We start from the raw sequence: 25571 nt of genomic DNA on the forward strand, positions 1-25571 counted from the left end.
ATTACAGCGTGTGCGGGATGACCTTGCCATCCTTGATGGTCACGATGCGATCGGCGCGGCGCGCCAGATCGTAGTTGTGCGTGGCGATCAGCGCGGCAGCACCTTCGGTGCGGATAAGGCCCTTGAGTGCTTCGAACACGACATCGCTGGTGGTGGGATCGAGATTGCCCGTGGGCTCATCGGCGAGGATGACGCGTGGATGATTGGCGGCGGCGCGGGCTATGGCAACGCGCTGTTGTTCGCCGCCGGAGAGTTCGGCTGGGCGATGGGTGGCGCGTGGGCCGACGCCGAGAAGTTCGAGCAGTTCCATTGAACGCACGCTGGCCTCGGCGGGGGTCTTGCCGGCAATCAGTTGCGGCATCGAGACGTTTTCGAGCGCGCTGAATTCGGGCAGCAGATGGTGAAATTGGTAAACATAGCCCACGGTGTTGCGGCGGAGCTGCGTGCGGCCGCGATCGTTGAGCTGGCTTGTCTTGTTGCCGACGATCTCGACTTCGCCCGACTGCGGGCTTTCGAGCAGTCCGCAGAGGTGCAGCAATGTCGACTTGCCAGCGCCAGACGGCGCGACGAGGGCGACAAGTTCGCCGCTTTCGACGACAAGATCGGCCGCATCGAGGACGCGGATCTGGGTGGCGCCCTCACCGTAGTGATGGTGCACACCCGAGAGGCGCAGGAACGAATTACTCATAACGCAGCGCCTCGACAGGATCGTATTGGGCGGCTCGCCAGGCGGGATAGAGCGTGGCGAGGAAGCTGAGGCCGAGGGCCATGACGACGACGACAGTGACTTCGGTCGGGTCGGTCTTGCTGGGGAGCGAGGAGAGGAAGAAGACTTCCGGCGGGAAAAGCGTAACCCCGAGCAGATTGGAGATCGAGGAGCGTAGCGCTTCTGCATTGGCGGCGACGATCAGGCCCAGCACAAGGCCAGAAAGCGTGCCGACGACGCCGATGGTGGTGCCGGTGATCGAGAAGATGCGCATGATGGCGCCGCGTGTGGCGCCCATGGTGCGCAGCACGGCGATGTCCTTGCTCTTGTCCTTTACCAGCATGACGAGGCTCGAAATGATGTTGAAGGCGGCCACGAGCACGATCATCGAGAGGATGGTGAACATCACGACGCGTTCGACCTGGAGGGCCGAGAAGAAGGTTTCGTTGCGTTGCTGCCAATCGTTAAGCAGCAAAGGCCGGAGGCCGGGCGTCGCGGCGATGCGTTCGCGCATGACGGCGACATTGTCGGGATCGTCGATGAAAATCTCCGCGCCGCTCGCGCGATAAATGCGCTCATAGGCGGCGTCGATTTCCTCGTCCGACGCCATAGGGTCGAGCGGGCCCTGGCCGGGCTTGAGGACATCGTCGTAAAGCTTGAAATAGTCCTGCGCCGTTTGCAGCGGCATGAACATGAAGAGACTATCAAATTCGACCATGCCGAGATTGAAAATGGTGCGAACCGGATAGGATTTGATCTGCGGGGTCGAGCCAAAGGGCGTCATGGCGCCGCTATCGGGGTTGATGATCTGGACCTGATCGCCAAGGCCGACGCCGAGCGTCTGGGCCAAGCGGTAGCCGATTGCGACACCATCGTTCTGGTCCCAAGAGTCAAAACCACCCTGCTCTGCCGAATTATAAAGCAGCGTCAGCTTCTTGAGATTTTCCTCATCCATGCCGCGGACGGACACGCCGGTCGAGCCGCCGCGGCCGGAGGCAAGCACCTGGCCCTCGGCGTAATAGACAGCGAATTTTACGCCGTTGACGGTCTGGAGAGCGTCGACGGTTTCCTTGTAATCGGTGAACTGGCTCTCGATGGGATAGGCCGTAAAATGCCCATTCAGCCCGAGGATCTTATCGAGAAGCTCGCCGCGAAAGCCGTTCATCACCGACATGACGAAGATGAGGGTCGCCACACCAATGGCCACGCCAACCATGGTGAGGCTGGCGATGACCGAAATGAAGGCTTCCTTGCGCCGGGCGCGCAAATAGCGCGCAGCAATCATCCATTCAAACAGGGAGAACGGCCGGGTGGACCGGCCGGCCGGGGCTTGCTGCGCTGAGGTGGTCAAATGTCGTTCATCCGCTGGGGTTCGATCAGGCCCTTGAGACGCTCGACCGCATTGGCGAGCGGCAGCGTCTCGCGCTCGCCAGTCTTGCGATGTTTGATTTCAACTTCGCCCGATTTAAGGCCGCGGGGCCCGAGGATGAGCTGATAAGGAATGCCGACGAGATCGGCTGTGGCAAACTTGGAGCCGGCGGGCTGATCGCGATCATCATAGAGCATGTCGAGGCCGGCCGCGGTCAGCTCGCCATAAAGCTTATCGCAGGCGGCATCGGTTTCGGCATCGCCGGCCTTGAGATTGATCAAGACGGCCTCGAAGGGCGCGACGGAAACCGGCCAGACGATGCCATTTTCATCGTGGCTGGCCTCGATAATGGCGGGCACGACACGGGTCAGGCCGATGCCATAGGAGCCCATGTGGACGATGGTTTCCTTGCCGTCATTGCCGGTGACCGAGGCCTTCATCGGCTCGGAATATTTCGTGCCGAAATAGAAGATGTGGCCGACTTCGATGCCGCGGGCCGAGACGCGCTTGTCTTCCGGCACGGCGGCTTCGTATTCGGCGTGATCGACCATTTCTTCGGTCGCGGCGTAGAGCGAGGTCCAATCATTGAAGATCGGCTTCAAATCGCCGCGGAAATCGACATCCTGGCCTGGGATCGGCTTATCGAGGAGATCGCGATGGCAGAAGACCTGGCTTTCGCCGGTTTCGGCAAGAATGATCCATTCGTGGCTTAAATCGCCGCCGATCGGGCCGGTGTCGGCGCGCATCGGAATGGCGGTAAGGCCCATGCGGGCATAAGTGCGCAGGTAAGCCACGAACATGCGCTCGTAGGCAGCGACGGCGCGGTCCTTGTCGAGATCGAAAGAATAGGCGTCCTTCATCAGGAACTCGCGGCTACGCATGGTGCCGAAACGGGGACGCACCTCGTCGCGGAACTTCCACTGGATGTGGTAGAGGTTCAGCGGCAAGTCCTTATAGGACTTCACATAAGTGCGGAAAATGTCGGTGACCATTTCCTCATTGGTCGGGCCATAGAGGAATTCGCGCTCGTGGCGATCTTCGATGCGCAGCATTTCCTTGCCGTAGGCATCGTACCGGCCCGATTCGCGCCAAAGATCGGCAGACTGAATCGTAGGCATCAAAAGTTCGATCGCGCCGGAGCGGTTCTGCTCCTCCTCGATGATCTTCTGGACCTTCATCAGCACCTTGTAGCCGAGCGGCAGCCAGGAATAGAGGCCGGAGGCCTGCTGGCGGATCATGCCGGCACGCAGCATCAGCCGGTGCGAGACGATCTCGGCTTCCTTGGGCACATCGCGCAGCACCGGCAGAAAATAGCGGGAAAGGCGCATGGGAACTCCGAAATTGGTGGCTAAAGCGCGTCACGCCCTATCGGGCTCGCTCCTCCGCTTTAGCTTCTTGTTTTACGCATGTCTTCGTCCTGAAACCGGTAACCACTTTCAGGAGACATGCCTAGGACTCAAGGCTTTTGTTGATGCCCACTCAGATCGTAACCGTCCATACGATTCAAGCATGCTTGCTATGCAGAATCTACGTGACAGACAGAAAATCTGTTGTTAGGTTCCCGTCACAATAAAGCCAAGGCGGTTCAACCGCTAACGATCGACAACGTCAAGGGAGGAGCCTTGGCCGCACGCTGAACAGCGAGCCTAAGACCAAGGTATTGTCGATTTAACTCATAAGAGCGGGGCCTTGTGCCCTGCTTTTTTATTTTGGATCATAGGCTTATGGTCGATGCTGCACATTTTACGCGAATGGTGCTTGCCCTGGCCGAGGTCACAAGCGTGCCGCATTTCGATCGCACGGCTTTCAAGGTAAAGCGGATTTTTGCGACACTGGCGGCCGATGGCAGAAGCGTCAATTTGAAGCTGACGCCGGATGAGCAGGCGTTCAAATGTCAGCTCGCGCCGGACGTGTTTCGGCCCATCGACAATGGCTGGGGGCGGCAGGGCTGGACGGCTATGGATTTGGCGGCGGCGACTGAGGCGGATGTGCAGGCGGCGCTGGAAATGGCCTATGCGCATGCTGTAGGGCCGGCGAAGAAGCGGTGAGGGTTTCGGACCTACGCTTCAGGGGCAGTTTTCAAGCATGGGGCCGACGGATGGGGATGCATTGTCGCTGGCAAGGACCCACTGCTCATCCCGGTAGGTGACGACCATTTCCTTGCCCTTGGCGATGGCATGGGCGATCTGGCGGACTTCCGGGTGGTCGCTTTTCGAGACGTCGAGCACGCGTTCGGTGTCGAGGTCGACGACTTCTGCCATCAGATCATCGAAGGCGACGTTGCCGAAGCGGACGGCGATCGGCGCATCCGGCATGGAGTGTTTTTGCTTTTCGAGCGGAATGCCGGTGAAGACGGAAAAGAGCAGCGCGCCTTCGCGGAATTCGTCGCAGATCAGCTGCACTTCGATCGTGTCGGTTTCATCGACTTGCGAGGCGATGAAGAGAAAGCCCTGATCGTCGCTTTCGTCGTCGACCTGCCAGACTGCGAAGGCGGGGCTGACCATGGCCAGAGTGGCGGACATGGCCATGACGGTCTTGCGCATGGCGGGAGCTCCCTTTTGGGGTGTCGCAGACTGGGCTAGCGGTTCCAATAGGCCATCAGCGTTTCGTTAGTCAGCGCCCAGAGCAGGAGGGCGGTGAAGACCACGGCGAGACCCGTTGCCATCAGGGCCTTGCGCATGAGGCGCGGAGCGACTGGCGAGCCGGGATCGGCGCCTGGCACCAGGGCCTCGCCGGTTTCGTGATGGCTGTGGGAACCAATCGGCAGCACGGCGACGAAGCAGAGCCACCAGACGACGAAGAAAACGGCGGCGATCGATCCCCACTGCATGGCGCTAGACCTTATGAACGAAGACGTTGACGTTGGGCTTGCGGCCCCAGAACGCGTTTACCTCGTTGCGGATGGATTTGAACAGGGCGGAGCTGAACACATCGGGGTCAGAGCGGCGCTTGGGCGGCAGGCTCTTGATGGTGCCGGCGACGGCTTCCTCGATGAGCTCGACGAGCGATTCATCTTCGGTTTCCGGCAGGCCTTCGACCACATAATCGGGGCCGGAGACGACATGACCCGATGAATTGACCGCGAGGCTGACGATGACCATGCCGCCGAAGGACAGGCGGCGGCGGCCCTTTACGCCCGATTCCTCGGGCGTGCAGAGGACGAGGCCATCGAGATAGAGTTCGCCGGTGCGCACTTCCGCGGGATAAGCCATGGGCTCGGGGAAGAGCCGGACCATGTCGCCATTGCGCGCTTCGCAGACATTGGGAATGCCGGATTCGCGACCAAGCTTGGCATGGGCCTGGAGGTGCATGGCTTCGCCGTGGACGGGCACGAGCACCTGCGGCTTGAGCCAGGAATAGAGGCGCTGCAGTTCGCCGCGGCGGGGGTGGCCGGTGACGTGGACCAGGCCATCATTGGCGGTGATGACCTCGACGCCTTTGTCGATCAGGAGGTTCTGGATATCGATGACTTCGCGCTCGTTGCCAGGAATGGCCCAGGACGAGAAAATCATGCGGTCGCCGGCGTTGAGATCGATTACCGGGTGCTCGCCACGCGCGATGCGGGCGATGGCCGCGCGGGCTTCGCCCTGGCTACCGGTACAGATCAAGACACACTTGTCGCGCGCGATGGTCTTGTAGGCATCCTGATCATGGAGAACCGGCAGGCCTTCGAGCATGCCGATTTCGCGGGCGATGCCCATGATGCGGTGGAGCGAGCGGCCGGAGAGCACGACCTGGCGGCCGGCCTGATGGGCCGCGCGGACGATGGAGACGACGCGGCCAACATTGGAGGCAAAGGTCGTGACGGCGACGCGATGGGGCGCATCGGCGATCAGCTTGGCGAGGTTGGCACCGATCTCGGCTTCGCTCGGGCTTTCACCCTCCTTCATCGCATTGGTCGAATCGCAGACGAGCGCGAGGGGCGTACTGGTATCGGCGCCGATGGCCTCGAAGCGGGCAATATCTGTCGGCGCGTTGACGACGGGCGTGGGATCAAGCTTCCAGTCACCCGTGTGTAGGACGCGGCCGACGGGGGTGGAAATGAGGAGGCTGTTGGATTCGGGGATCGAATGCGCGACGTTGATCGCCTCGATGGTGAAGGGACCAATCTCGAACGGCTTGCCGGGACGCATGATGCGGACATCGACGTTTTCGACGATACCGTCCCCTGCCCGCTTGGCGGCCAGCATAGCCGCCGTGAACGGCGTCGCGTAGACCGGGCGCTCGAAAACCGGCCAGAGGTCGAGTACGGCGCCGTAATGGTCTTCGTGGCTGTGCGTGAGGATCAGGGCCAAAACGTCATCGGCGTGTTCCTCGAGAAATTCGGGATTGGCCATGATGAGTTCGATGCCGGGCAGATCCGGTCCACCGAAGCTGACGCCGCAATCGACGACGATCCACTTGCGCGAATGTTCGGGGCCGAAACCATAGGCCCCCATATTCATGCCGATCTCGCCGACGCCGCCTAGCGGCACAAAGACGAGTTCATCCCTTTGGTTCTTTGCCATGGGTCTTTTCTTTCTTTTTGCGCGCGGCGCCTGGCGATCTTTGGTCGCTGGTCGTCGCGCAGATGTTGTGGTCAGCTTCGGGCGCTGGCCGTTGCCCCAAAATGTACATCGCCCGCCGTGATCACGATCCGCGCGCCATCATCGTCGCGCATGACCAGACGACCGGAGGAGTCGACTGTTTCGAAAATGCCGCGCCTGACGACACCGTCCTGCTGGACGGCGACCGGAGCGCCGATGCCGGCGGCAGAACCGCGCCAGCGCTCGAGAATGTCGCTGACGCCACGTCCGTCCTGCCAGAGCGAGAAAGCCTCTACCCAGGCATCGGCAAGCGCCGCAAAGACTTCTTCGGCGCTCCGCTCGTAGCCGAGTTCGCGAAGGCTGGTAGCGGGATAAGGCAAACCGGTGGGTGCGGCAACCACATTGACGCCGATGCCGATGACGATGGCGTGGCGGCCATCCGGCGTCTTGGCCATCTCAAGAAGGATGCCGGAAACCTTGGCACCATCCGCCAGGACGTCATTGGGCCACTTGAGCGCCACCCTGCCCCGGCCATCGAGCGCATCCGCGCCATCGATGCCGATGCGTACGGCACCCTGCGGCAGAATGCGGGCAAACGCGGTTTGCATGGCGACGCCGGCAACAAAGCCAAGGGTGGCGAGAGCGTTGGGTTCGGCGTCGGGAATAATGAGGAGGCTGGCGGCCAGATTGCCCGGCGTACTTTCCCAGGCACGACCACGACGGCCGCGTCCGGCGGTCTGGTGCAAGGCGGCAAACCAGATGCCGCCTGGGTCACCCGCGGCGGCAGCCGCGAGTGCTTCGACATTGGTCGATCCGATTTCGTCGTATCCGGCCAGGCGGTAGCCCACTAAACGGGCTACCGGGCCAAGTGCGAAATCTGCCACCTAGAACAGGCTTCCGGCGGCGATATGAGCCCAATTGGTGAGGGCACTGCCGACCGTGAAATAATAGGTCACGATCAGGAAGGCGCTGACGGCGATGATGATGTTGAGTTCGTTGGGCACCGCGGCGAAGGTCGACTTGGGCTCATCGAAGTACATCGTCTTGACGACGCGCAGATAATAGAAGGCGCTGACTGCCGAAGCGAGCATGCCGATGACGGCAAGCACAAATAGGCGCGCTTCGATGGCGGCAAGGAAAACTTGCCACTTGGCGAAGAACCCGGCGAGCGGCGGCAGGCCGATCAGCGAGAACATAATGATCGCCATGATCGCGGCCACGAAGGGACGCGTCTGTGCGGCGCCAGCCAGATCGTCAATGGTTTCGACGTAGCCGTTTTCAGTGCGCAGCGAGAGAATGCAGGCGAAGAGGCCTGCCGTCATGGTGACATAGATCGCCATATAGATGGCGACGCCTTCGACACCCACCTGCGTGCCCGACGAAAGACCGACGAGGGCGAAGCCAACGTGACCGATCGAGGAATAGGCGATCAGGCGCTTGATCGACTTCTGGCCGATCGCGGCGAAGGCCGCCAGGACCATGGAAGCGATCGAGAGGAAGATCACGACCTGCTGCCAATCACCTGTAATCGGCTGGAACGTATCCATGACGAGGCGGATCATCAACGACATGGCGGCAACCTTGGGCGCCATGGCGAAGAAGGCGGTAACCGGGGTTGGTGCGCCTTCGTAAACGTCGGGCGTCCACATGTGGAACGGCACGGCCGAGATCTTGAAGGCAACGCCCGTGAGAAGGAAGACCATGCCGAAGATCAGGCCAACGGAACGGCCTTCCATGGCGATAGCCGAGACGATTTCCTGCAGGTTGGTATGGCCGGTGAAGCCATAGACCATGGAGGCGCCATAAAGCAGCAAGCCCGAGGACAGCGCGCCAAGTACGAAATATTTCAGGCCCGCTTCGGTGGCACGCGGATCATCGCGCTTGATGGCGGCCATCACGTACAGCGCAAGGGACTGCAGTTCGAGGCCGACATAGAGGCTCATCAGGTCATTGGCCGAGACCATGACCATCATGCCGAGCGTCGCGAGAACCGCGAGGATCGAATATTCGAACTTGTGGAGGCCGTTCTCGAAATCATTCGGCATGGCCAGAATGAGCGAGAGCGCGGCGCCGCCAAGAACGAGCAGCTTCATATAGCGCGCGAAGGCATCGGCGATGAAGACGCCGTTGAACAGCACACCATCGGCCGGATTGAGCACGGCGGTGAGGCCAGCGGCAGCAATGAGCAGCACGGCGAGCCAGGAGATGAGAGCCGACTTTTCCTTGTTGATGACGACGCCAATGACCAAAAGGACAAGGGCGCCGACTGCCATCAGCAATTCGGGATAGGCAGGCGCAATGCTCGCGAAATCAGTAACGTCAGAGTTCACGGTGCTCTCCTAGTGCGCAGCAGGCTCAGCCGCGTGCTCTGCGGCTGGAGCGGCCTCGCCCGTGGGCGCGGCATATTCGAGGGGTGCCCTTGCATCGGCAAGAGAAACGGCGGGGTCGAGACCAACCGAAGTTGCGTAATGCGACACCAGATTGTTGACCGAGGCGGCCGTCGTATCGAGGATCGGCGAGGGATAGAAACCGAACACGATGATCAGGACGATCAGGGGATAGAGCACGATCTTTTCGCGCAGGCTCAGATCGAGAATGCCCTTGAGCGATTCCTTGGTGAGCGCACCGAAAACGACGCGGCGATAGAGCCAGAGGGCATAACCCGCCGAGAAGATGACGCCGAAGGCAGCACCGAAGGCGACCCAGGTATTGACCTGGAAGACACCCATCATCGTCAGGAATTCACCGACGAAGCCGGAGGTGCCCGGGAGACCGACATTGGCCATGGTGAAGACCATGAAGGCAAAGGCATAGCGCGGCATACGCTCGACGAGACCGCCATAGGCCTCGATATCGCGGGTGTGCATGCGATCATAGATGACGCCGACGGCCAGGAAGAGCGCGCCGGAGACGAGACCATGCGAGATCATCTGGAACATGGCGCCCTGGATACCCAGCGCATTGCCCGCAAAGATGCCCATGGTCACGAAGCCCATATGTGCGACCGACGAGTAAGCGATGAGCTTCTTGATATCGGTCTGCACCAGCGCCACCAGCGAGGTGATGATGATGGCGGCGACGGACAGAATGAACACGAAGTTCGAGAGCTGTGCAGACGCATCGGGGAACATGGGCAGGCTGAAGCGCAGGAAGCCGTAGCCGCCAAGCTTGAGAAGGATCGCGGCAAGGATCACCGAGCCAGCGGTCGGTGCTTCGACGTGCGCTTCCGGCAGCCAGCGGTGGAACGGCCACATCGGCATCTTGACCGCGAGCGAGGCGAAGAAGGCCAGCCAGAGCCAGATCTGCATGCTTTCCGGGAACTGGTGCGTCAGGAGACGCGAAATGTCGGTGGTGCCGGCATTCCAATACATGGCCATGATGGCAAGAAGCATCAGGACCGAACCGGTGAAGGTGTAGAAGAAGAACTTGTAGCTCGCCTGGATGCGGCGCTTGCCGCCCCAGATACCGATGATGAGGAACATCGGCAGCAGCGTGCCTTCGAAGAAGACGTAGAACATGGCCAGATCGAGCGTGGTGAAAACGCCGATCATCAGGACTTCCAGGATCAGGAAGACCACCATGTATTCCTTGACGCGCTTGTCGATCGCTTCCCAACTCGCCAGCACGCAGAAGGGCAAGAGGAGAGCCGAAAGCACGACGAAGAGCACGGAAATGCCGTCGACGCCGACGCGGTAGCCAATGCTTTCGCCCAGCCAGTCATAATTGACGACGAACTGGAAACCCGGATTGGACGGATCGAAGGCGGACCACATCCAGAGTGACAGCGCGAGGGTGACGACAGTCGTCACTAGCGCTGTCCAGCGGATGGCGTTGAGCGCCGTCTTGGGGGTGACCAGGATCAGTGCCGCTCCGACGAGCGGCAGATAAGTCAGGATCGTGAGGATAGTGTTCTCGAAGGTCATCAGATCAGTCCCCCGGCCGTAATGGCCCAGGTCAGAAGCGCCGCGATGCCGATCAGCATGGCGAAGGCATAGTGATAGAGGTAGCCGGACTGGAGCTTGACGACCCAGGAGGTGACATCCTGAACGCGACGGCCGAGGCCTTCGGCAATCTTGCCATCGACCAGCCAATCATCAAAACCATGCCAGATGGCGCGGCCGATCCAGAGCGCGGGGCGCACGAAGATCGTGTTGTAGAGCTCGTCGAAGTACCACTTGTTCAAGAGGAACTGGTAGAGGCCGGGATTGGTGGCCGCCAGCTTCCCGGGCACGTCGGGGCGCTTGATATACATGTACCAGGCGGCGACGAAGCCGATGATCATGGAAATCGTGGCGCTCCACTTCACCCAAAGCGGCACATGGTGTGCAGCTTCGATGATTTCGTGATCGACAAAGATCGACCCAGCGAAGAAGTGCTCGATGTGTTCGACCTCGTGGAAGAACATGCCGTAGAAGACAACACCGGCCAAGACCGCACCCGCAGCAAGCACGTAAAGCGGCACCAGCATGACGTTGGGCGATTCATGGGCGTGGTCATAGGCCGAACCATGATGGTGCGCGTCGTCATGCGACACCGCAGCATGGGCATGATCGTCGAGATTGCTGTCGTCGATCGGCTCATGGTGTGTTTCGGCATCGGCATGCGCCGGGTCCGGATGGGCGGTGTGGCTGTGCTGCGCATCGCGCGGCGAGCCGTGGAAGGTCAGATGGACGAGGCGCCAGGAATAGAAGCTCGTGAAAAGAGCTGCGATGACGAGGAGCCAGAAGGCCATGCTGCCGACATTGCCGCCGTAAGCGTAGGCGCTTTCGATGATCGAATCCTTGGAGAAGAAGCCGGCAAAGCCGAGGCTGGTGCCCGGGATGCCGACGCCGGTCAGTGCCAGCGTGCCGATCATCATCATAGCATAGGTGATCGGGATCTTCTTCCGCAGGCCACCCATGGTCCGCATATCCTGCTCATGATGCATGGCATGAATAACCGAGCCGGCGCCTAAGAACAGGAGAGCTTTGAAGAAGGCGTGGGTGAAGAGGTGGAAGACGCCTGCCGAATAGGCACCGGTGCCGAGGGCGACGAACATGTAACCGAGCTGCGAACAGGTCGAATAGGCGATGACGCGCTTGATGTCGTTCTGGACGAGGCCAACCGTTGCCGCAAAGAAGGCCGTGATGGCGCCGATGACGATGACGACGGTCAGGGCGAACTGCGAGAGTTCGAACAGCGGCGACAGGCGCGCGACCATGAAGACGCCGGCGGTGACCATGGTTGCGGCGTGAATGAGCGCCGAAACCGGTGTCGGGCCTTCCATGGCGTCCGGGAGCCAGGTGTGCAGCAGGAACTGCGCCGACTTGCCCATGGCGCCCATGAAGAGCAGCAGGCAGATGACGGTCATCGCATCAACGTTCCAATTGAGGAAGCGGATGACGGGGAGACCGGTGGTGGCGAACTGATCGGCGGCGGAGAAGGCGCCATCGAAATCGATGTGGCCGAGCACCATGAAGGCGCCAAAGATGCCGAGCGCGAAGCCGAAGTCACCGACGCGGTTGACGATGAAGGCCTTCATGGCGGCAGCGGTTGCCGATGGGCGCGTGTACCAGAAGCCGATGAGGAGGTAGGACGCGAGGCCCACGCCTTCCCAGCCGAAGAACATCTGGAGGAAGTTGTCGGCCGTCACCAGCATGAGCATGGCGAAGGTGAAGAGCGAGAGATAGGCGAAGAAGCGCGAGCGGTGCGGATCTTCGTTCATGTAGCCGATGGAATAAAGGTGAACGAGGGCCGAAACGGTGTTCACGACCACCAGCATGATGGCGGTGAGCGTATCGACGCGCAGCGTCCAGCGCAGATCCATGTCACCGACCTGGATCCAGCGCATGACCTCGACCTTGAGGACCGCGGCATGACCATCACCCACGGCGCCGACGAGACCATCGCCAAAGGCGACGGGTATGAAGACGACCCAGCTTAGAACCGCTGCGATGAGCAGCAGGCCCGTGGTGATGAATTCGCTCGGCCTGTGGCCGATCGAGCGGCCGAGGAAGCCGGCTATAAGCGCCCCGATGAGGGGCAGAAAGACAATCGCCTGTATGATCATAGCGCCCAGCCTCAGCCCTTCATCATATTGGCGTCTTCAACCGCGATGGACCCACGGTTGCGATAGAAGATAACGAGAATCGCGAGGCCGATCGCGGCCTCCGCAGCAGCCACGGTGAGGATGAGGAGCGCAAAAATCTGCCCCTGCAAGTCACCGCGTTCGGCGCTGAACGCGACCATGTTGAGATTGACCGCAAGCAGGATCAGTTCGACCGACATCAGGATGACGATCACGTTCTTGCGGTTGAGAAAGATTCCGAACACGCCAAGCGTGAGCAGAATGGCTGCCACGGTCAGGTAATGACCGAGCCCGATTTCCAAGCCCATGATTAAACCCCTAAAGTCCCTGACCGCTCTTCACTTTGACAATCTTCAGCGTCTCACTGGCCTGACGGGCCACCTGATCCACCGGGTTCTGGCGCTTGGCCGTCGACCGATGACGCAGGGTCAGCACGATGGCGCCGATCATGGCGACCAGCAGCACCGCACCCGCACCCTGGAACAGGAAGACGTAGCGAGTATAGAGCACGAGCCCGAGCTGCCGCGTATTGTCCATGTCGACATTGATCGGGAGACCAGTCGACCCACTGACCTCAGGCGAAATCACGAAGCTGCCGGCAACGAGCAGCAGCTCGAGCAGCAGGACGACGCCGACCAAAATGCCGATGGGCGCATATTGCAGCATGCCCGACTTCAATTCGGCAAAATCGACGTCAAGCATCATGACGACGAAGAGGAAGAGCACCGCCACGGCGCCGACATAAACGACGATCAGGATCAGCGCCAGAAACTCGGCGCCAGCCAACATGAAGAGGCCTGCGGCGTTGACGAAGGCGAGGATCAGGAACAGCACGGCGTGAACCGGGTTGCGCGAGGAAATCACCATGAAGGCGGAAGCGATCGCCACGATGGAGAAGAGGTAAAAGAAGAATAGTGGAAGCGTCATCTTCTTCCCCCTCAGCGATACGGCGCGTCGGCTGCAAGGTTGGATGCGATTTCACGCTCCCAACGATCGCCATTGCTGAGGAGCTTTTCCTTGGAGAAGTACAGCTCTTCGCGCGTTTCGGTTGCAAATTCGAAGTTCGGGCCTTCGACGATGGCATCGACCGGGCAGGCTTCCTGGCAGAAGCCGCAATAGATGCACTTCACCATATCGATGTCGTAGCGCACGGTGCGGCGCGTGCCGTCGTTCTGACGCGGGCCGGCTTCGATGGTGATGGCCTGGGCCGGGCAAATAGCTTCGCAGAGCTTACAGGCAATGCAACGCTCCTCGCCATTGGGATAGCGCCGAAGGGCATGCTCACCGCGGAAACGCGGCGACACGGCACCCTTTTCGAATGGATAGTTGATTGTCGGCTTGGGCGAGAAGAAGTAGCGCATGGCCAGGAAGAAGGCCGTGACGAACTCCTTCATGATCAGCGTATTGACGAACTGGCTGGCGCGCATCAGGCGATCCCTCCGTGCCAACCCCAGCCCGTGAGCTTGAGAACGAAGGCAACAATTACGACCATCACGAGCGAGAGCGGCAGGAAGAGCTTCCAACCGATCCGCATGAGCTGGTCATAGCGGTAACGGGGCACGATGGACTTGGCCATCGCGAACATAAAGAACACAAGCGTGAGCTTGATGAAGAACCAGATCGCGCCGGGGATCCATGTGAATGGCGGCAAATCGATCGGCGAGGCCCAGCCACCCATGAAGAGGATCACCGTCATGCCGCACATCAGCAGGATCGAGATATACTCGCCCAGCATGAAGAGCATGTAGGGGGTGGCCGAATATTCGGTCATGAAACCGGCGACGAGTTCGGATTCGCCTTCGGCAAGATCGAAAGGCGGGCGGTTGGTTTCGGCGAGGGCCGAAATGTAGAACACCACGAACATCGGGAAGAGCGGCAGCCAGAACCAATTGAGGAACGACAGCCACGGCACGCCAAGCGTATGCGCAAGTCCCATCTGGGTCTGGGCGACGACGATGTCATTAAGGTTCAGCGAGCCGACACAGAGCAGCACGGTGATAATGACGAGGCCGATCGAGACTTCGTACGACACCATCTGCGCAGCCGCACGAAGCGAGCCGAAGAAGGGGTACTTCGAGTTGGACGCCCAACCGCCGATGATGACGCCATAAACGCCGAGCGAGGAAATACCGAGCAGATAGAGAATGCCGATATTGATGTTCGCCATCGCCCAACCATTGTCGATCGGGACAACGGCCCAACCGCCGAGCGCTAGAGTGGCGGTCAGCAGCGGCGCGAGGAGGAAAAGCGCCTTATCAGCACCTGCCGGGATGATCGGCTCCTTGAAGACGAACTTGAGCAAATCCGCGAAGGACTGCAGCAGGCCGAAGGGACCGACGACGTTTGGACCGCGACGCATCTGGACTGCAGCCCAGACCTTACGGTCGGCAAGAAGGATGAAAGCGGTGAAGACCAGCAGCACCACGAGGAGCAGCAGGGCCTTATAGATAAAACCGATCTGCACGCCCCAACCGAGGAAGGGGATGCCGAGCAGATAGTCGAGGGCCGAAGTGACGAAATCCATTGGGGTCCCCTACTCCGCGGCCTGCCGCAAACCGGCAGCAAGCGCGGCGCATTCGCCCATGACGGCCGAAGCGCGTGCAATGGGATTGGTCAGATAGAAATCGGACACGGCCGAACCGAACGGAGCCGACTTGGTCTTGATCGAAGCCTTGGCGAGCTTGCCGAGATCGGCAACCTTAGCCGGCGTGATCTCATCGACTCGCGCCAGATGTGGAAACTCGGCATAAAGCGCCGAACGCAACTGGGCCAGCGAATTGTATGGCAATGGCTTGCCGATCGAGCCGGAAAGCGCGCGAATGATCGCCCAATCTTCCTTGGCTTCGCCTGGCGGGAACACGGCGCGCGCAGTCTGCTGGACGCGCCCCTCGGTGTTCACATAGGTGCCGGACTTTTCCGTGTAGGTTGCGCCAGGCAGGATGACGTCGGCGCGGTGTGCACCCTGGTCGCCATGCGAGCCGATATAGACGACGAAGGCTTTGCCCATGGCCGAGAAGTCGTATTCGTCGGCGCCGAGCATGAAGAGCACGTCGAGTTCGCCCTTGCCGGCCAGAGCGATCTGGTCCGCTGAGCAAACGCCGCCATTATGGGGGACGAAGCCGATGTCGAGACCGCCGACGCGGCTGGCAGCATTGTGGAGCAGCGCGAAGCCGTTCCAGCCTTCAGCAACATTGGCACCAGTCGCAAGCTTGGCAGCCGTCGCGATGACGTCGCGACCGACCTGCTTGCCAAGATTGGCATGCGAGACGGCAGCTTCACCAACGATGATCAGCGGGCGCTGCGCATTGGCGAGCGTATTGGCGAACGCACCATTGCCGGCGGCGAGATCTGCGAGGGTTTCGAAGCCTTCGCCGAGGTAGTCATAGGAGTAAGTCAGATCGTTGCGTTCGCCGATGACGGCGATCGGGACGTTCTTTGCACGCCAAAGCTTGCGAATGCGGGCATTGAGCACAGCGGCTTCACGGCGCGGATTGGCGCCAATGATCAGGACGGCGTCGGCTTCCTCAATACCCGCGATGGTGGGGTTGAAGAGGTAAGCCGCGCGGGGCATCGAGGGATCGATACCCGACATGGCCGGACGAACGTCAGTCATGCCCGAGCCGATGGAGGCGAGCAGACCCTTAAGGGCATACATTTCTTCGACGGCAGACAGATCGCCGGCAATGGCGCCCACCTTGCTGCCAGCCTTCTTAAGGCGGGTGGCAACGGCGCCGAGGGCTTCATCCCAGGTTGTCGCCTGCAGCTTGCCGTTCTTGCGCACATAAGGGCGATCAAGACGCTGGTTCTTGAGACCATCCCAGATGAAGCGGGTCTTGTCCGAGATCCACTCTTCATTGATCGATTCATTGACGCGCGGCAGGACGCGCATAACTTCGCGGCCACGGCTATCGACGCGGATATTGGAGCCGACGGCGTCCATCACGTCGATGGATTCGGTTTTGTTCAATTCCCACGGACGAGCGTGGAACGCATAGGGCTTGGAGGTCAGTGCGCCGACCGGGCACAGATCGATCACATTGCCCTGCAACTCGCTCGACAGCGCGCGTTCGAGATATGACGTGATTTCGGCGTCTTCGCCGCGACCGAGCAGACCCATTTCGGAAATGCCCGCGACTTCCGTGGTGAAGCGGACGCAGCGCGTGCAGTGAATGCAGCGGTTCATAGAGGTCTTGACCAATGGGCCAAGATATTTGTCTTCGACGGCGCGCTTGTTTTCGAAGAAGCGCGACTTATCTACGCCATAGGCCATGGCCTGGTCCTGAAGGTCGCACTCGCCACCCTGATCGCAAATCGGGCAATCGAGCGGGTGGTTGACCAGCAGGAATTCCATCACGCCTTCGCGGGCCTTTTTGACCATGGGCGTATTGGTGAACATTTCAGGCGGTTCGCCGTTCGGGCCGGGACGGAGGTCCTTGACCGACATGGCGCAAGAGGCCTGGGGCTTTGGCGGGCCACCCTTTACTTCGACTAGGCACATGCGGCAATTGCCAGCCACCGACAGGCGATCATGATAGCAGAAGCGCGGGATTTCTGCGCCTGCGGCTTCTGCCGCCTGCATCAGGGTGTAGTAGTCTGGAACTTCGACGAGCGTGCCGTCGACCTTAATGGAAGCCATTGCCCTACTCCGCAGCGATGGACGGAACCGCGCCGTCGCTGGTGGAAGAATATGTATATTGGTCGATACGCGCTTCGATGACGTCGCGGAAATTGCGGATCAGGCCCTGAACCGGCCACGCAGCAGCATCGCCGAGAGCACAGATGGTGTGCCCTTCGATCTGCTTGGTGACCGAGAAGAGCATATCGATTTCGCGCTTCTGGGCGCGGCCTTCGACCATGCGGCCGAGAACGCGCATCATCCAGCCGGTGCCTTCGCGGCACGGCGTGCACTGACCGCAGCTCTCATGCTTGAAGAAAGCCGAGATGCGCCAGATGGCCTTCACGATATCAGTGGACTTATCCATGATGATCATGCCGCCAGTGCCGAAAGACGACTTCTTTTCGCGCAGGCCATCGAAATCCATGATGGTATCCATCATGTCTTCGGCACGGACCACAGGGCACGAGGCGCCGCCGGGAATGACCGCGAGGAAATTATCCCAGCCGCCGCGGATACCGCCGCAATGCTTTTCGATGATTTCCTTGAAGCTTTCGCCCAGGGCTTCCTCGAAGGTCGCGGGCTTGTTCACGTGGCCCGAGACCATGAACAGCTTGGTGCCGACATTGTTCGGACGGCCGATCGAGGAGAACCAGGCGCCGGAACGGCGCAGGATTTCGGGAACGACGGCGATCGATTCGACATTGTTGACAGTCGTCGGGTTGCCATAGACACCCATGCCGGCCGGGAATGGCGGCTTGAGGCGCGGCTGGCCCTTCTTGCCTTCGAGCGATTCCATCAGCGCGGTTTCTTCACCGCAGATGTAAGCGCCGGCGCCGTGATGGACGATGATATCCAGATCCCAGCCGTGGACGTTATCCTTGCCGATCAGCTTGGCGTCGTAGGCTTCCTGGACGGCTTCCTCGAGACGCTGACGTTCGCGGATGAACTCGCCGCGGACATAGATGAAGGCCAGATGCGCATCCATGGCGCGAGACGCCAGAAGGCAACCCTCGATCAGATGATGCGGATCATGACGCAGGATCTCGCGATCCTTGCAGGTGCCGGGCTCGGATTCGTCAGCATTGACGAGGAGATAATGCGGGCGGCCATCGCTGACCTTGGGCATGAAGCTCCACTTGAGGCCAGTCGGGAAACCAGCGCCGCCGCGACCGCGCAGGCCCGACGACTTGACTTCGTTGGTGATCCAATCACGGCCGGAATCGATGAATTCCTTGGTGCCGACCCAGGCGCCGCGCGACCGCGCACCTTCGAGCCGCCAGTCATGCTGGCCATAAAGATTGGTGAAGATACGGTCTTTATCAGCGAGCATTAGCGCGGGTCCTTCCCGAACACCTTGCGATATTCTTCGATGCCGCCACGAGCGAGCACCTCGGCCTGCTGCAGCCAGTTATCGCGGGCCACGCGGCCCTTGAAATTGAGGCTCGATTCGAGCTTGGCGATCTCTTCGGGCGTCATGGCAGCCACCTGGCTCCACTTGGTGATGCCGACGGCGTTGAGCTTGCGCTCAAGAACCGGACCGACGCCCGTAATCAGCTTGAGATCATCGGCGGGGCCTTCGGGAGCCGTGAAGATCGGCTGCGGGTTGCCGCCATCAGCGCTGGGGCTCAGGCCTTCGGCAGGAGCGGCGACGACCTTCTTGGCGGATTTCTTGACGCCAGTCGCCGCGGCGCCGTTTTCGGCGGCTTCGACAGTCGCCTTGCCCGGAGCCTTGCCGCCATCGATCTTGCCAGCATCGGATTCGGCGCCAGTGGCACCGGGGCGCATTTCAGCGTTTGGCGTACCATCGGCCTTGGAGGCTGTACCGGCGGCTTTGCGCTCGCCTTCGGCCTTGGCCTCGGAGACCTTGGCTTCGCTCGGCGTGCCCTTCAGGGCCGGCGCATTTTCTTCACTCACGTCCTTTGGACGGGCAGCATTGTCAGGCTCTGCTGTCTTTGCAACGGCTGGTGCTGCAGCAGCCGCAGGCGCAGGGGCCGCAGCAGGAGCTGCTGCAGGCGCTGGTGCCTCAGGCGGAGCGGGCGGAATGAACTTTTCGCGGGTAGCCGTAGGCGTTTCGAGGAGAGTCGACTGACCACCTTCGGCGGCAGCGTTCAAACGATCGATCTGCGTACCCGGCTTGATGCTCGCGCCGTTGCCGGCGTGGAAGGCATCGATGATTTCTTCGAGCCGGTTGGCCGTCAGGTCTTCATAGGTGTCATGGTAGATCGTGACCATTGGTGCGTTGACGCAAGCGCCCGCGCATTCGACCTCCTCCCACGAGAGCGTGCCATCATCGTTGAGATGATGCGGATCGTGGTGGATCTTGCTTTTGCAGACCTCGATCAACTCCCCTGCCCCGCGCAACATGCACGGGGTGGTGCCGCAGACCTGAACGTGGGCACGGGTGCCGACGGGCTGAAGCTGGAACTGGGTATAAAAGGTCGCGACTTCGAGCACACGAATATAGGCCATGCCGAGCATCTCGGCGACCTTTTCGATGGTCGCGCGCGTGACCCAGCCATCCTGATCCTGCGCACGCATGAGCAGCGGAATAACGGCAGACTGCTGACGGCCGGCGGGATAAAGCGCAATGCGCTTTTCGGCCCAGGCGGCGTTGGCATCACTAAAGGCGAAACTTGCCGGCTGAACCGACTCGTCTGCAAGGCGTCTCACGCTCATCAGCGGTCAACCTCTCCGAACACAATATCAATCGACCCCAGAATTGCGGTCACGTCTGCGAGCATGTGCCCGCGGCAAAGCCAATCCATGGCGCTCAGATGGGCAAAGCCCGGCGCGCGGATGTGGCAGCGATAGGGTTTATTAGTGCCATCGGCGACGAGATAGACGCCGAACTCACCCTTGGGGGCTTCGACGGCGGCATAGATTTCGCCGGCCGGGACCTTGTAGCCTTCGGTGTAGAGCTTGAAATGATGGATCAGCGCTTCCATCGACTGCTTCATCTCGCCACGCTTGGGCGGGACAACCTTGCCGTCAACGGAGGACACAGGGCCCTTGCCTTCCGGCGCGTTCAGCTTCTGAACGCATTGCTTCATGATCTTGTTGGCCTGCCGCATTTCTTCCATGCGGACGAGGTAACGATCGTAGCAGTCGCCATTGGCGCCGGTCGGGATATCGAAATCCATTTCAGCATAGGCGTCATAAGGCTGCGCCTTGCGCAGATCCCACGCAGCACCGGAAGCGCGAACCATGACGCCCGAGAAGCCCCTGCCCCACGCTTCTTCGAGCGGGACGATGCCGATATCGACGCCGCGCTGCTTGAAGATGCGGTTTTCGGTCAGAAGCGTATCGATGTCGTCGAGGGCTTTCGGGAACTCTTCGCAGAAGCTCTCGATGTCGTCGACCAGCGCCTGCGGCAGATCCTGATGGACCCCACCGGGACGGAAATAGGCAGCGTGCATACGGGCACCAGACGCGCGCTCATAGAAGACCATGAGCTTTTCGCGCTGCTCGAAGCCCCAGAGTGGCGGGGTGAGCGCGCCGATGTCCATGGCCTGGGTGGTCACGTTCATCAGGTGCGCAAGCAGGCGGCCGATTTCGGCGTAGAGCACGCGGATCAACTGCCCGCGGCGTGGCACTTCGACACCGAGCATACGCTCGACGGCGAGGGCAAAGGCATGCTCCTGATTCATCGGCGCGACATAGTCGAGGCGATCGAAATAGGGCAGCGCCTGGAGGTAGGTCTTGTATTCGATCAGCTTTTCGGTGCCGCGGTGCAGAAGGCCGATATGCGGATCAACGCGCTCGACGAGTTCACCGTCGAGTTCGAGAATCATGCGCAGCACGCCGTGGGCCGAGGGGTGGACCGGGCCGAAATTGATCGTGAAATTGCGAACGTCGACTTCGGACATCAGTTCTTAGCCTTCTCGTCACCGGGCAGGACGTAATCCGTACCTTCCCAAGGCGACAGATAATCGAACGAGCGGAATTCCTGTGGCAGAGACACCGGCTCATAGACGACGCGGCGGCGCTCTTCATCGTAGCGCACTTCCACAAAGCCAGTCAGTGGGAAGTCCTTACGCAGCGGGTGACCATCAAAACCATAGTCGGTCAGGATACGACGCAGATCGGGGTGACCCGAGAACAGCACGCCATAAAGGTCATAGGTTTCGCGCTCGAACCAATCAGCGCCTGGGAACACGCCGGAGATCGAAGGAACCGCCGTCGAATCATTGGTCTCGACCTTGACCCGAACACGCTGGTTCAGGTGCGGGCTCAGGAAGTGATAGATGACGTCGAAGCGGAATTCTCGGGCCGGATAATCCGTACCGCACACATCCACGAACGAGATAAAGCGGCACTTCGGATCATTGCGCAAGAACGTCACGACCTCGACGATCGACTCGCGCTTGGCGCTGATCGAGAGATCGCCGTAACCGACTTCAAAGCCCAGCACGGCCTCACCCAGCGACGCCGTAATGTGCTCACCCAAAGCAACCAGTGGATGGACCTGAACGACGGGCTCAACAGTTTCAACAGTATCGGTCATCGCCTAGGCCTATCGCTCGATCGTGCCATCGCGGCGGATCTTCTTTTGCAGCAGCAAGATGCCGTAAAGAAGCGCTTCCGCCGTGGGAGGGCAGCCAGGGACATAGACGTCTACGGGCAGGATGCGATCGCAGCCACGCACCACCGAATATGAATAGTGGTAATAGCCGCCGCCATTGGCGCATGAGCCCATGGAGATGACATAACGCGGCTCGGGCATCTGGTCGTAGACCTTACGCAGAGCGGGCGCCATCTTGTTGGTCAGCGTGCCAGCAACGATCAGAACGTCGGACTGACGCGGCGAAGCGCGCGGCGCCGTACCAAAGCGCTCAATGTCGTAGCGCGGCATGGACATCTGCATCATCTCAACGGCGCAGCAGGCAAGACCCGTCTGCATCCACATCAGCGAGCCGGTACGCGCCCAGGTGATGAGCTGCGCCGCGGTCGTGACGAAAAAGCCCTTGTCGGCCAGCTCGTTGTTTACGCCCATGAAGAACGGATCGTCTGCGCCCACGGCCTTGCCGGTATTTGGGTCGATCACGCCAGTGGGACGAGGTGTCACCAGTGTCGCGTTGGAGGGGCTCAATCCCATTCCAGAGCTCCTTTGCGCCATTCATAAATAAAGCCGACGGTCAGCACGCCAAGGAAAGCCATGACCGACCAGAAGCCAAACCAGCCCACGTCATGGAACGCCACTGCCCAGGGGAAGAGGAAAGCCACTTCGAGATCGAAAATAATGAAAAGAATCGACACGAGGTAGAATCGGACGTCGACCTTCATGCGCGCGTCGTCGAAGGCATCGAAACCGGCTTCGAAGGCAGACAGCTTTTCTGGATCAGGACGGCGATGCGCAACGAGCCAAGGGGCAACGAGAAGCGCGCCACCAATGACCGCGGCAAGGCCGATAAAGAGGATGATTGGCAGGTAATTGCTGAGCAAGTCAGTCATGCGGCAGCCTAAGGTTCGGGCCGACGGGAGCCGCCGGCAATGCACGGGGCGAGCAAGCAATTTGGGCGAGCCGACCACCGCGTCTGATTGATGGCTAGGGCTTAGACCTTCCCCAAAACGGTTTCAAGGGAAAGAAAATATGAGCTGAAAGATCATATATCTTAGCCACATGGCTGAGATTGCTTATCGCTCAAAGGAGGTGAGTTTGGGGTAAATTTAGCGCGAGAATGAAAGCAAATAGAACAGTTCCCATGCCCAAAACAAAAACGGCGAGCTGGAAACCAGCTCGCCGTCAAAAATCATCTGGCTTGAGCCAGACCGATTCTTAGAAGTGGTAGAAAACGCCGACGGTGGCCTTGGTCGTTTCGAAGAACGAGTCATTGGCACCAGCATTGTTGAAATCGCCCTGGCCAACGACTTCACCGCGAACGGTGATGGCATCGGTCACAGCAACTTCGACGCCGCCGCCGAGCTGGTAGAGGCCAACCGAACCAGCATTGTTCGGGCCAGTCTGAACGCCGACACCGCCGATTGCGTAGACGAGGACAGAGTCGGTCACGACTGCGCCAGCGCGGAGGTTAGCGAAGAATTCGCCGGTCGAGACGCCATTGCCCCAAACGTAGTCACCGGTAACTTCGGCGCCGAGCAGGAACGGGTCGACGGGGAGGAAGTTGACGCCAACAGCGGCACCGACAACACCCTGGGTGATCGACGGGCCAGCAAGAATGTTGCCATACTGGTTGGTACCGACGAACTGACCACCGGCGCGAACACCAGCGTAGAGGCCATCCCACGAGAAACCAGCAGATTCATAGATCGGCTCTGGGCTGGTCGGGATGATCAGGTCAGCAGCCGAAGCTGCCGCAGTGCCGAGGACGGCGAGCGAGACGCCGACGAAAAGAGTACGAATAGACATGTGGAGCCCTCAAAGAATCCGTTGATGGCTATAAATTGACAGAGCGGCCGACCGCTCGCAATGGTCGGAGCACTTTGTTTGACCATTCCAAGATGTGTTTTCGGTGGGTGTAACCAAAGGAACACACCTGGTGCTCGTGGAGCGAACCGCGAACAAAACAAAACGGCGAACCGACAGGAGCCGGTTCGCCGCATGAGCGCAGGAATCAATGTCTCTTGCGCTTAGCGCCAGAAACTATGCGTTCTTAGAAGTGGTAGAAAACGCCGACGGTGGCCTTGGTCGTTTCGAAGAACGAGTCGGCACCACCGGCATCGCTGAAGTCACCCTGGCCGACGACTTCACCGCGGACAGTGATGGCATCGGTCACAGCAACTTCGACGCCGCCGCCGAGCTGATAAAGGCCAACCGAACCAGCATTGTTCGGGCCGGTCTGAACGCCAACACCGCCGATTGCATAGACGAGAACCGAGTCGGTCACGACTGCGCCAGCGCGGAGATTAGCGAAGAATTCGCCAGTCGAGAGGTTGTTGCCCCAGACGTAGTCACCGGTGACTTCAGCACCGAGGAGGAATGGATCCATGGGCAGGAAGTTGACGCCAACAGCGCCACCGATGACACCTTGGGTGATCGAAGCGCCGGCACCGAGGTTGCCGTACTGGTTGGTGCCAACGAACTGACCACCGGCGCGAACACCAGCGTAGAGGCCTTCCCACGAGAAACCAGCAGATTCATAGATCGGCTGCGGCGCGGTTGGGATGATGAGGTCAGCAGCGGAAGCACCGGCAGTGCCGAGAACGGCGAGCGACACGCCGACGAAAAGAGTACGAATAGACATAAGTAGCCCTCAAAAAAGTGCGTTGATAATCCTAAATGGCAGGCACGTCGGCTGATCGCAATGGCTGCGGCATTCACATCTAACGCGCGAGATGATGTTTTCGATCAGTGTATCCGAACGACCACACTTCCATTCATAGTCTGTAAATCAGCCTTAAAAAACCAAACGGCGAACCGACAGGAGCCGGTTCGCCGCATGGGTGCAAGCATCAACGTCTCTGGCGCTTAGCGCCAGAAACTATGCGTTCTTAGAAGTGGTAGAAAACGCCGACGGTGGCCTTGGTCGTTTCGAAGAACGAATCAGCACCACCGGCATCGTTGAAGTCACCCTGGCCAACGACTTCACCGCGAACGGTGATGGCATCGGTCACAGCAACTTCGACGCCGCCGCCGAGCTGATAGAGGCCAACCGAACCAGCATTGTTCGGGCCGGTCTGAACGCCAACACCGCCGATTGCGTAGACGAGGACCGAGTCGGTCACGACTGCGCCAGCGCGGAGGTTAGCGAAGAATTCGCCGGTCGAGAGGTTGTTGCCCCAGACGTAGTCACCGGTGACTTCAGCACCGATCAGGAACGGGTCGACGGGGAGGAAGTTGACGCCAACAGCGCCACCGACAACACCCTGGGTGATCGAAGCGCCGGCACCGAGGTTACCGTACTGGTTGGTACCGACGAACTGACCACCGGCGCGAACACCAGCATAGAGGCCATCCCACGAGAAACCAGCAGATTCATAGATCGGCTGCGGGGTGGTCGGGATGATGAGGTCAGCAGCCTGAGCGCCACCAACCATCAGAGCAGCGGCAGCAACGCCGAGCGAGAGAGAACGTACAAACATATCTTGCACTCCCAATAGAGTTAACCGTAGTCGCCGGACTAATGACTCAAGGGGTGAGAGGAGGCAAGCCCGCCCCGACACATATTAGGCGATGAGGATAAGTTTTGATGACCAAAATCGGCCATGTGTTGCCATAAGGTCGCTACTTTGGGTCAGTTTGATACAAATTGACGCATTTCCCAGGGACGGAACCCCAAAATGCGTTATCGTACAGCGTCTAAAATAAGGCAGCGACGGCTTGTCTT

The 25571-nt window shown here is 60.1% G+C and carries 25 protein-coding genes; 1 reads left to right on the forward strand and 24 read right to left on the reverse strand.

Annotated features, from left to right (window positions below; genetic code table 11):
- Position 1 precedes the first annotated feature (1 nt).
- The 3 genes from DevBK_RS05655 to proS form a co-directional block, all read right to left on the reverse strand.
- Entirely contained in the window at positions 2–688 is a 687-nt protein-coding gene (locus tag DevBK_RS05655) for an ABC transporter ATP-binding protein (RefSeq protein ID WP_317184759.1), read from the reverse strand.
- Positions 681–1991, reverse strand: a complete 1311-nt coding sequence (locus tag DevBK_RS05660) for an ABC transporter permease (RefSeq protein WP_317185597.1) — start codon at positions 1989–1991, stop codon at positions 681–683. Before DevBK_RS05660 ends, DevBK_RS05655 begins: the two co-directional genes overlap by 8 nt.
- Positions 1992–2053: 62 nt before the next feature.
- Positions 2054–3403: a proline--tRNA ligase gene (gene proS / locus DevBK_RS05665; RefSeq protein WP_317184760.1), complete on the reverse strand. Its 1350-nt coding sequence runs from the start codon at positions 3401–3403 to the stop codon at positions 2054–2056.
- 396 nt (positions 3404–3799) lie between these two features.
- Here proS and DevBK_RS05670 point away from each other — a divergent pair, with 396 nt between their 5' ends.
- Complete coding sequence (locus tag DevBK_RS05670; protein WP_317184761.1) at positions 3800–4123, forward strand: MmcQ/YjbR family DNA-binding protein; 324 nt, start codon at positions 3800–3802, stop codon at positions 4121–4123.
- An 18-nt stretch (positions 4124–4141) separates the two neighbouring features.
- On the opposite strand, the gene DevBK_RS05675 is transcribed toward DevBK_RS05670, so the two are convergent.
- The 21 genes from DevBK_RS05675 to DevBK_RS05775 form a co-directional block, all read right to left on the reverse strand.
- Positions 4142–4618 (reverse strand): hypothetical protein, encoded by a 477-nt coding sequence (locus DevBK_RS05675; protein WP_061907400.1) that lies wholly within the window; start codon positions 4616–4618, stop codon positions 4142–4144.
- Between the two features lie 35 nt (positions 4619–4653).
- The gene (locus DevBK_RS05680; RefSeq protein ID WP_061907399.1) at positions 4654–4905 is read right to left on the reverse strand and encodes a DUF1467 family protein; all 252 of its coding nucleotides are present in this window, start codon (positions 4903–4905) and stop codon (positions 4654–4656) included.
- A gap of 4 nt (positions 4906–4909) precedes the next feature.
- Positions 4910–6583 (reverse strand): ribonuclease J, encoded by a 1674-nt coding sequence (locus DevBK_RS05685; RefSeq protein ID WP_061907398.1) that lies wholly within the window; start codon positions 6581–6583, stop codon positions 4910–4912.
- Positions 6584–6654: 71 nt separating this feature from the next.
- Positions 6655–7485 (reverse strand): biotin--[acetyl-CoA-carboxylase] ligase, encoded by an 831-nt coding sequence (locus tag DevBK_RS05690; protein WP_317184762.1) that lies wholly within the window; start codon positions 7483–7485, stop codon positions 6655–6657.
- On the reverse strand, positions 7486–8931 hold the full coding sequence (gene nuoN, locus DevBK_RS05695) for an NADH-quinone oxidoreductase subunit NuoN (protein ID WP_082461132.1): 1446 nt from the start codon (positions 8929–8931) through the stop codon (positions 7486–7488).
- Between the two features lie 9 nt (positions 8932–8940).
- On the reverse strand, positions 8941–10524 hold the full coding sequence (locus DevBK_RS05700) for an NADH-quinone oxidoreductase subunit M (protein WP_317184763.1): 1584 nt from the start codon (positions 10522–10524) through the stop codon (positions 8941–8943).
- The gene (gene nuoL / locus DevBK_RS05705) at positions 10524–12650 is read right to left on the reverse strand and encodes an NADH-quinone oxidoreductase subunit L (RefSeq protein WP_317184764.1); all 2127 of its coding nucleotides are present in this window, start codon (positions 12648–12650) and stop codon (positions 10524–10526) included. Before nuoL ends, DevBK_RS05700 begins: the two co-directional genes overlap by 1 nt.
- Before the next feature lie 11 nt (positions 12651–12661).
- Positions 12662–12970, reverse strand: a complete 309-nt coding sequence (gene nuoK / locus DevBK_RS05710; protein ID WP_061907447.1) for an NADH-quinone oxidoreductase subunit NuoK — start codon at positions 12968–12970, stop codon at positions 12662–12664.
- A gap of 16 nt (positions 12971–12986) precedes the next feature.
- Positions 12987–13595, reverse strand: coding sequence for an NADH-quinone oxidoreductase subunit J (locus DevBK_RS05715; protein ID WP_062630165.1), 609 nt, complete (start codon positions 13593–13595; stop codon positions 12987–12989).
- An 11-nt stretch (positions 13596–13606) separates the two neighbouring features.
- Positions 13607–14095 carry an NADH-quinone oxidoreductase subunit NuoI gene (gene nuoI / locus DevBK_RS05720; RefSeq protein WP_317184765.1) on the reverse strand — a complete coding sequence of 163 codons (489 nt, stop codon included), beginning with the start codon at positions 14093–14095 and terminating at the stop codon, positions 13607–13609.
- Positions 14095–15192 (reverse strand): NADH-quinone oxidoreductase subunit NuoH, encoded by a 1098-nt coding sequence (gene nuoH, locus DevBK_RS05725; RefSeq protein WP_061907392.1) that lies wholly within the window; start codon positions 15190–15192, stop codon positions 14095–14097. The genes nuoI and nuoH overlap by 1 nt, the downstream gene beginning before the upstream one ends.
- A 9-nt stretch (positions 15193–15201) precedes the next feature.
- Positions 15202–17304, reverse strand: a complete 2103-nt coding sequence (gene nuoG, locus DevBK_RS05730; RefSeq protein ID WP_317184766.1) for an NADH-quinone oxidoreductase subunit NuoG — start codon at positions 17302–17304, stop codon at positions 15202–15204.
- 4 nt (positions 17305–17308) lie between these two features.
- A complete protein-coding gene (gene nuoF / locus DevBK_RS05735; protein ID WP_061907390.1) occupies positions 17309–18616 on the reverse strand; it encodes an NADH-quinone oxidoreductase subunit NuoF in 1308 nt (435 codons plus the stop codon).
- Positions 18616–19962 carry an NADH-quinone oxidoreductase subunit NuoE gene (gene nuoE, locus DevBK_RS05740; protein ID WP_317184767.1) on the reverse strand — a complete coding sequence of 449 codons (1347 nt, stop codon included), beginning with the start codon at positions 19960–19962 and terminating at the stop codon, positions 18616–18618. Before nuoE ends, nuoF begins: the two co-directional genes overlap by 1 nt.
- Positions 19962–21152 (reverse strand): NADH-quinone oxidoreductase subunit D, encoded by a 1191-nt coding sequence (locus DevBK_RS05745; protein ID WP_061907388.1) that lies wholly within the window; start codon positions 21150–21152, stop codon positions 19962–19964. Before DevBK_RS05745 ends, nuoE begins: the two co-directional genes overlap by 1 nt.
- Positions 21152–21790, reverse strand: coding sequence for an NADH-quinone oxidoreductase subunit C (locus tag DevBK_RS05750; protein ID WP_317184768.1), 639 nt, complete (start codon positions 21788–21790; stop codon positions 21152–21154). The genes DevBK_RS05745 and DevBK_RS05750 overlap by 1 nt, the downstream gene beginning before the upstream one ends.
- Before the next feature lie 9 nt (positions 21791–21799).
- Entirely contained in the window at positions 21800–22381 is a 582-nt protein-coding gene (locus DevBK_RS05755; protein ID WP_317184769.1) for an NADH-quinone oxidoreductase subunit B family protein, read from the reverse strand.
- Positions 22372–22737, reverse strand: a complete 366-nt coding sequence (locus DevBK_RS05760) for an NADH-quinone oxidoreductase subunit A (RefSeq protein WP_061907385.1) — start codon at positions 22735–22737, stop codon at positions 22372–22374. Before DevBK_RS05760 ends, DevBK_RS05755 begins: the two co-directional genes overlap by 10 nt.
- Before the next feature lie 325 nt (positions 22738–23062).
- Positions 23063–23653, reverse strand: coding sequence for a hypothetical protein (locus DevBK_RS05765; RefSeq protein WP_317184770.1), 591 nt, complete (start codon positions 23651–23653; stop codon positions 23063–23065).
- Positions 23654–23897: 244 nt separating this feature from the next.
- Positions 23898–24488, reverse strand: a complete 591-nt coding sequence (locus DevBK_RS05770; RefSeq protein ID WP_317184771.1) for a hypothetical protein — start codon at positions 24486–24488, stop codon at positions 23898–23900.
- Positions 24489–24735: 247 nt separating this feature from the next.
- Complete coding sequence (locus tag DevBK_RS05775) at positions 24736–25326, reverse strand: hypothetical protein (RefSeq protein ID WP_317184772.1); 591 nt, start codon at positions 25324–25326, stop codon at positions 24736–24738.
- Positions 25327–25571: the final 245 nt, after the last annotated feature.

This window comes from Devosia sp. BK (assembly GCF_032907385.1).
Lineage (GTDB): Bacteria > Pseudomonadota > Alphaproteobacteria > Rhizobiales > Devosiaceae > Devosia.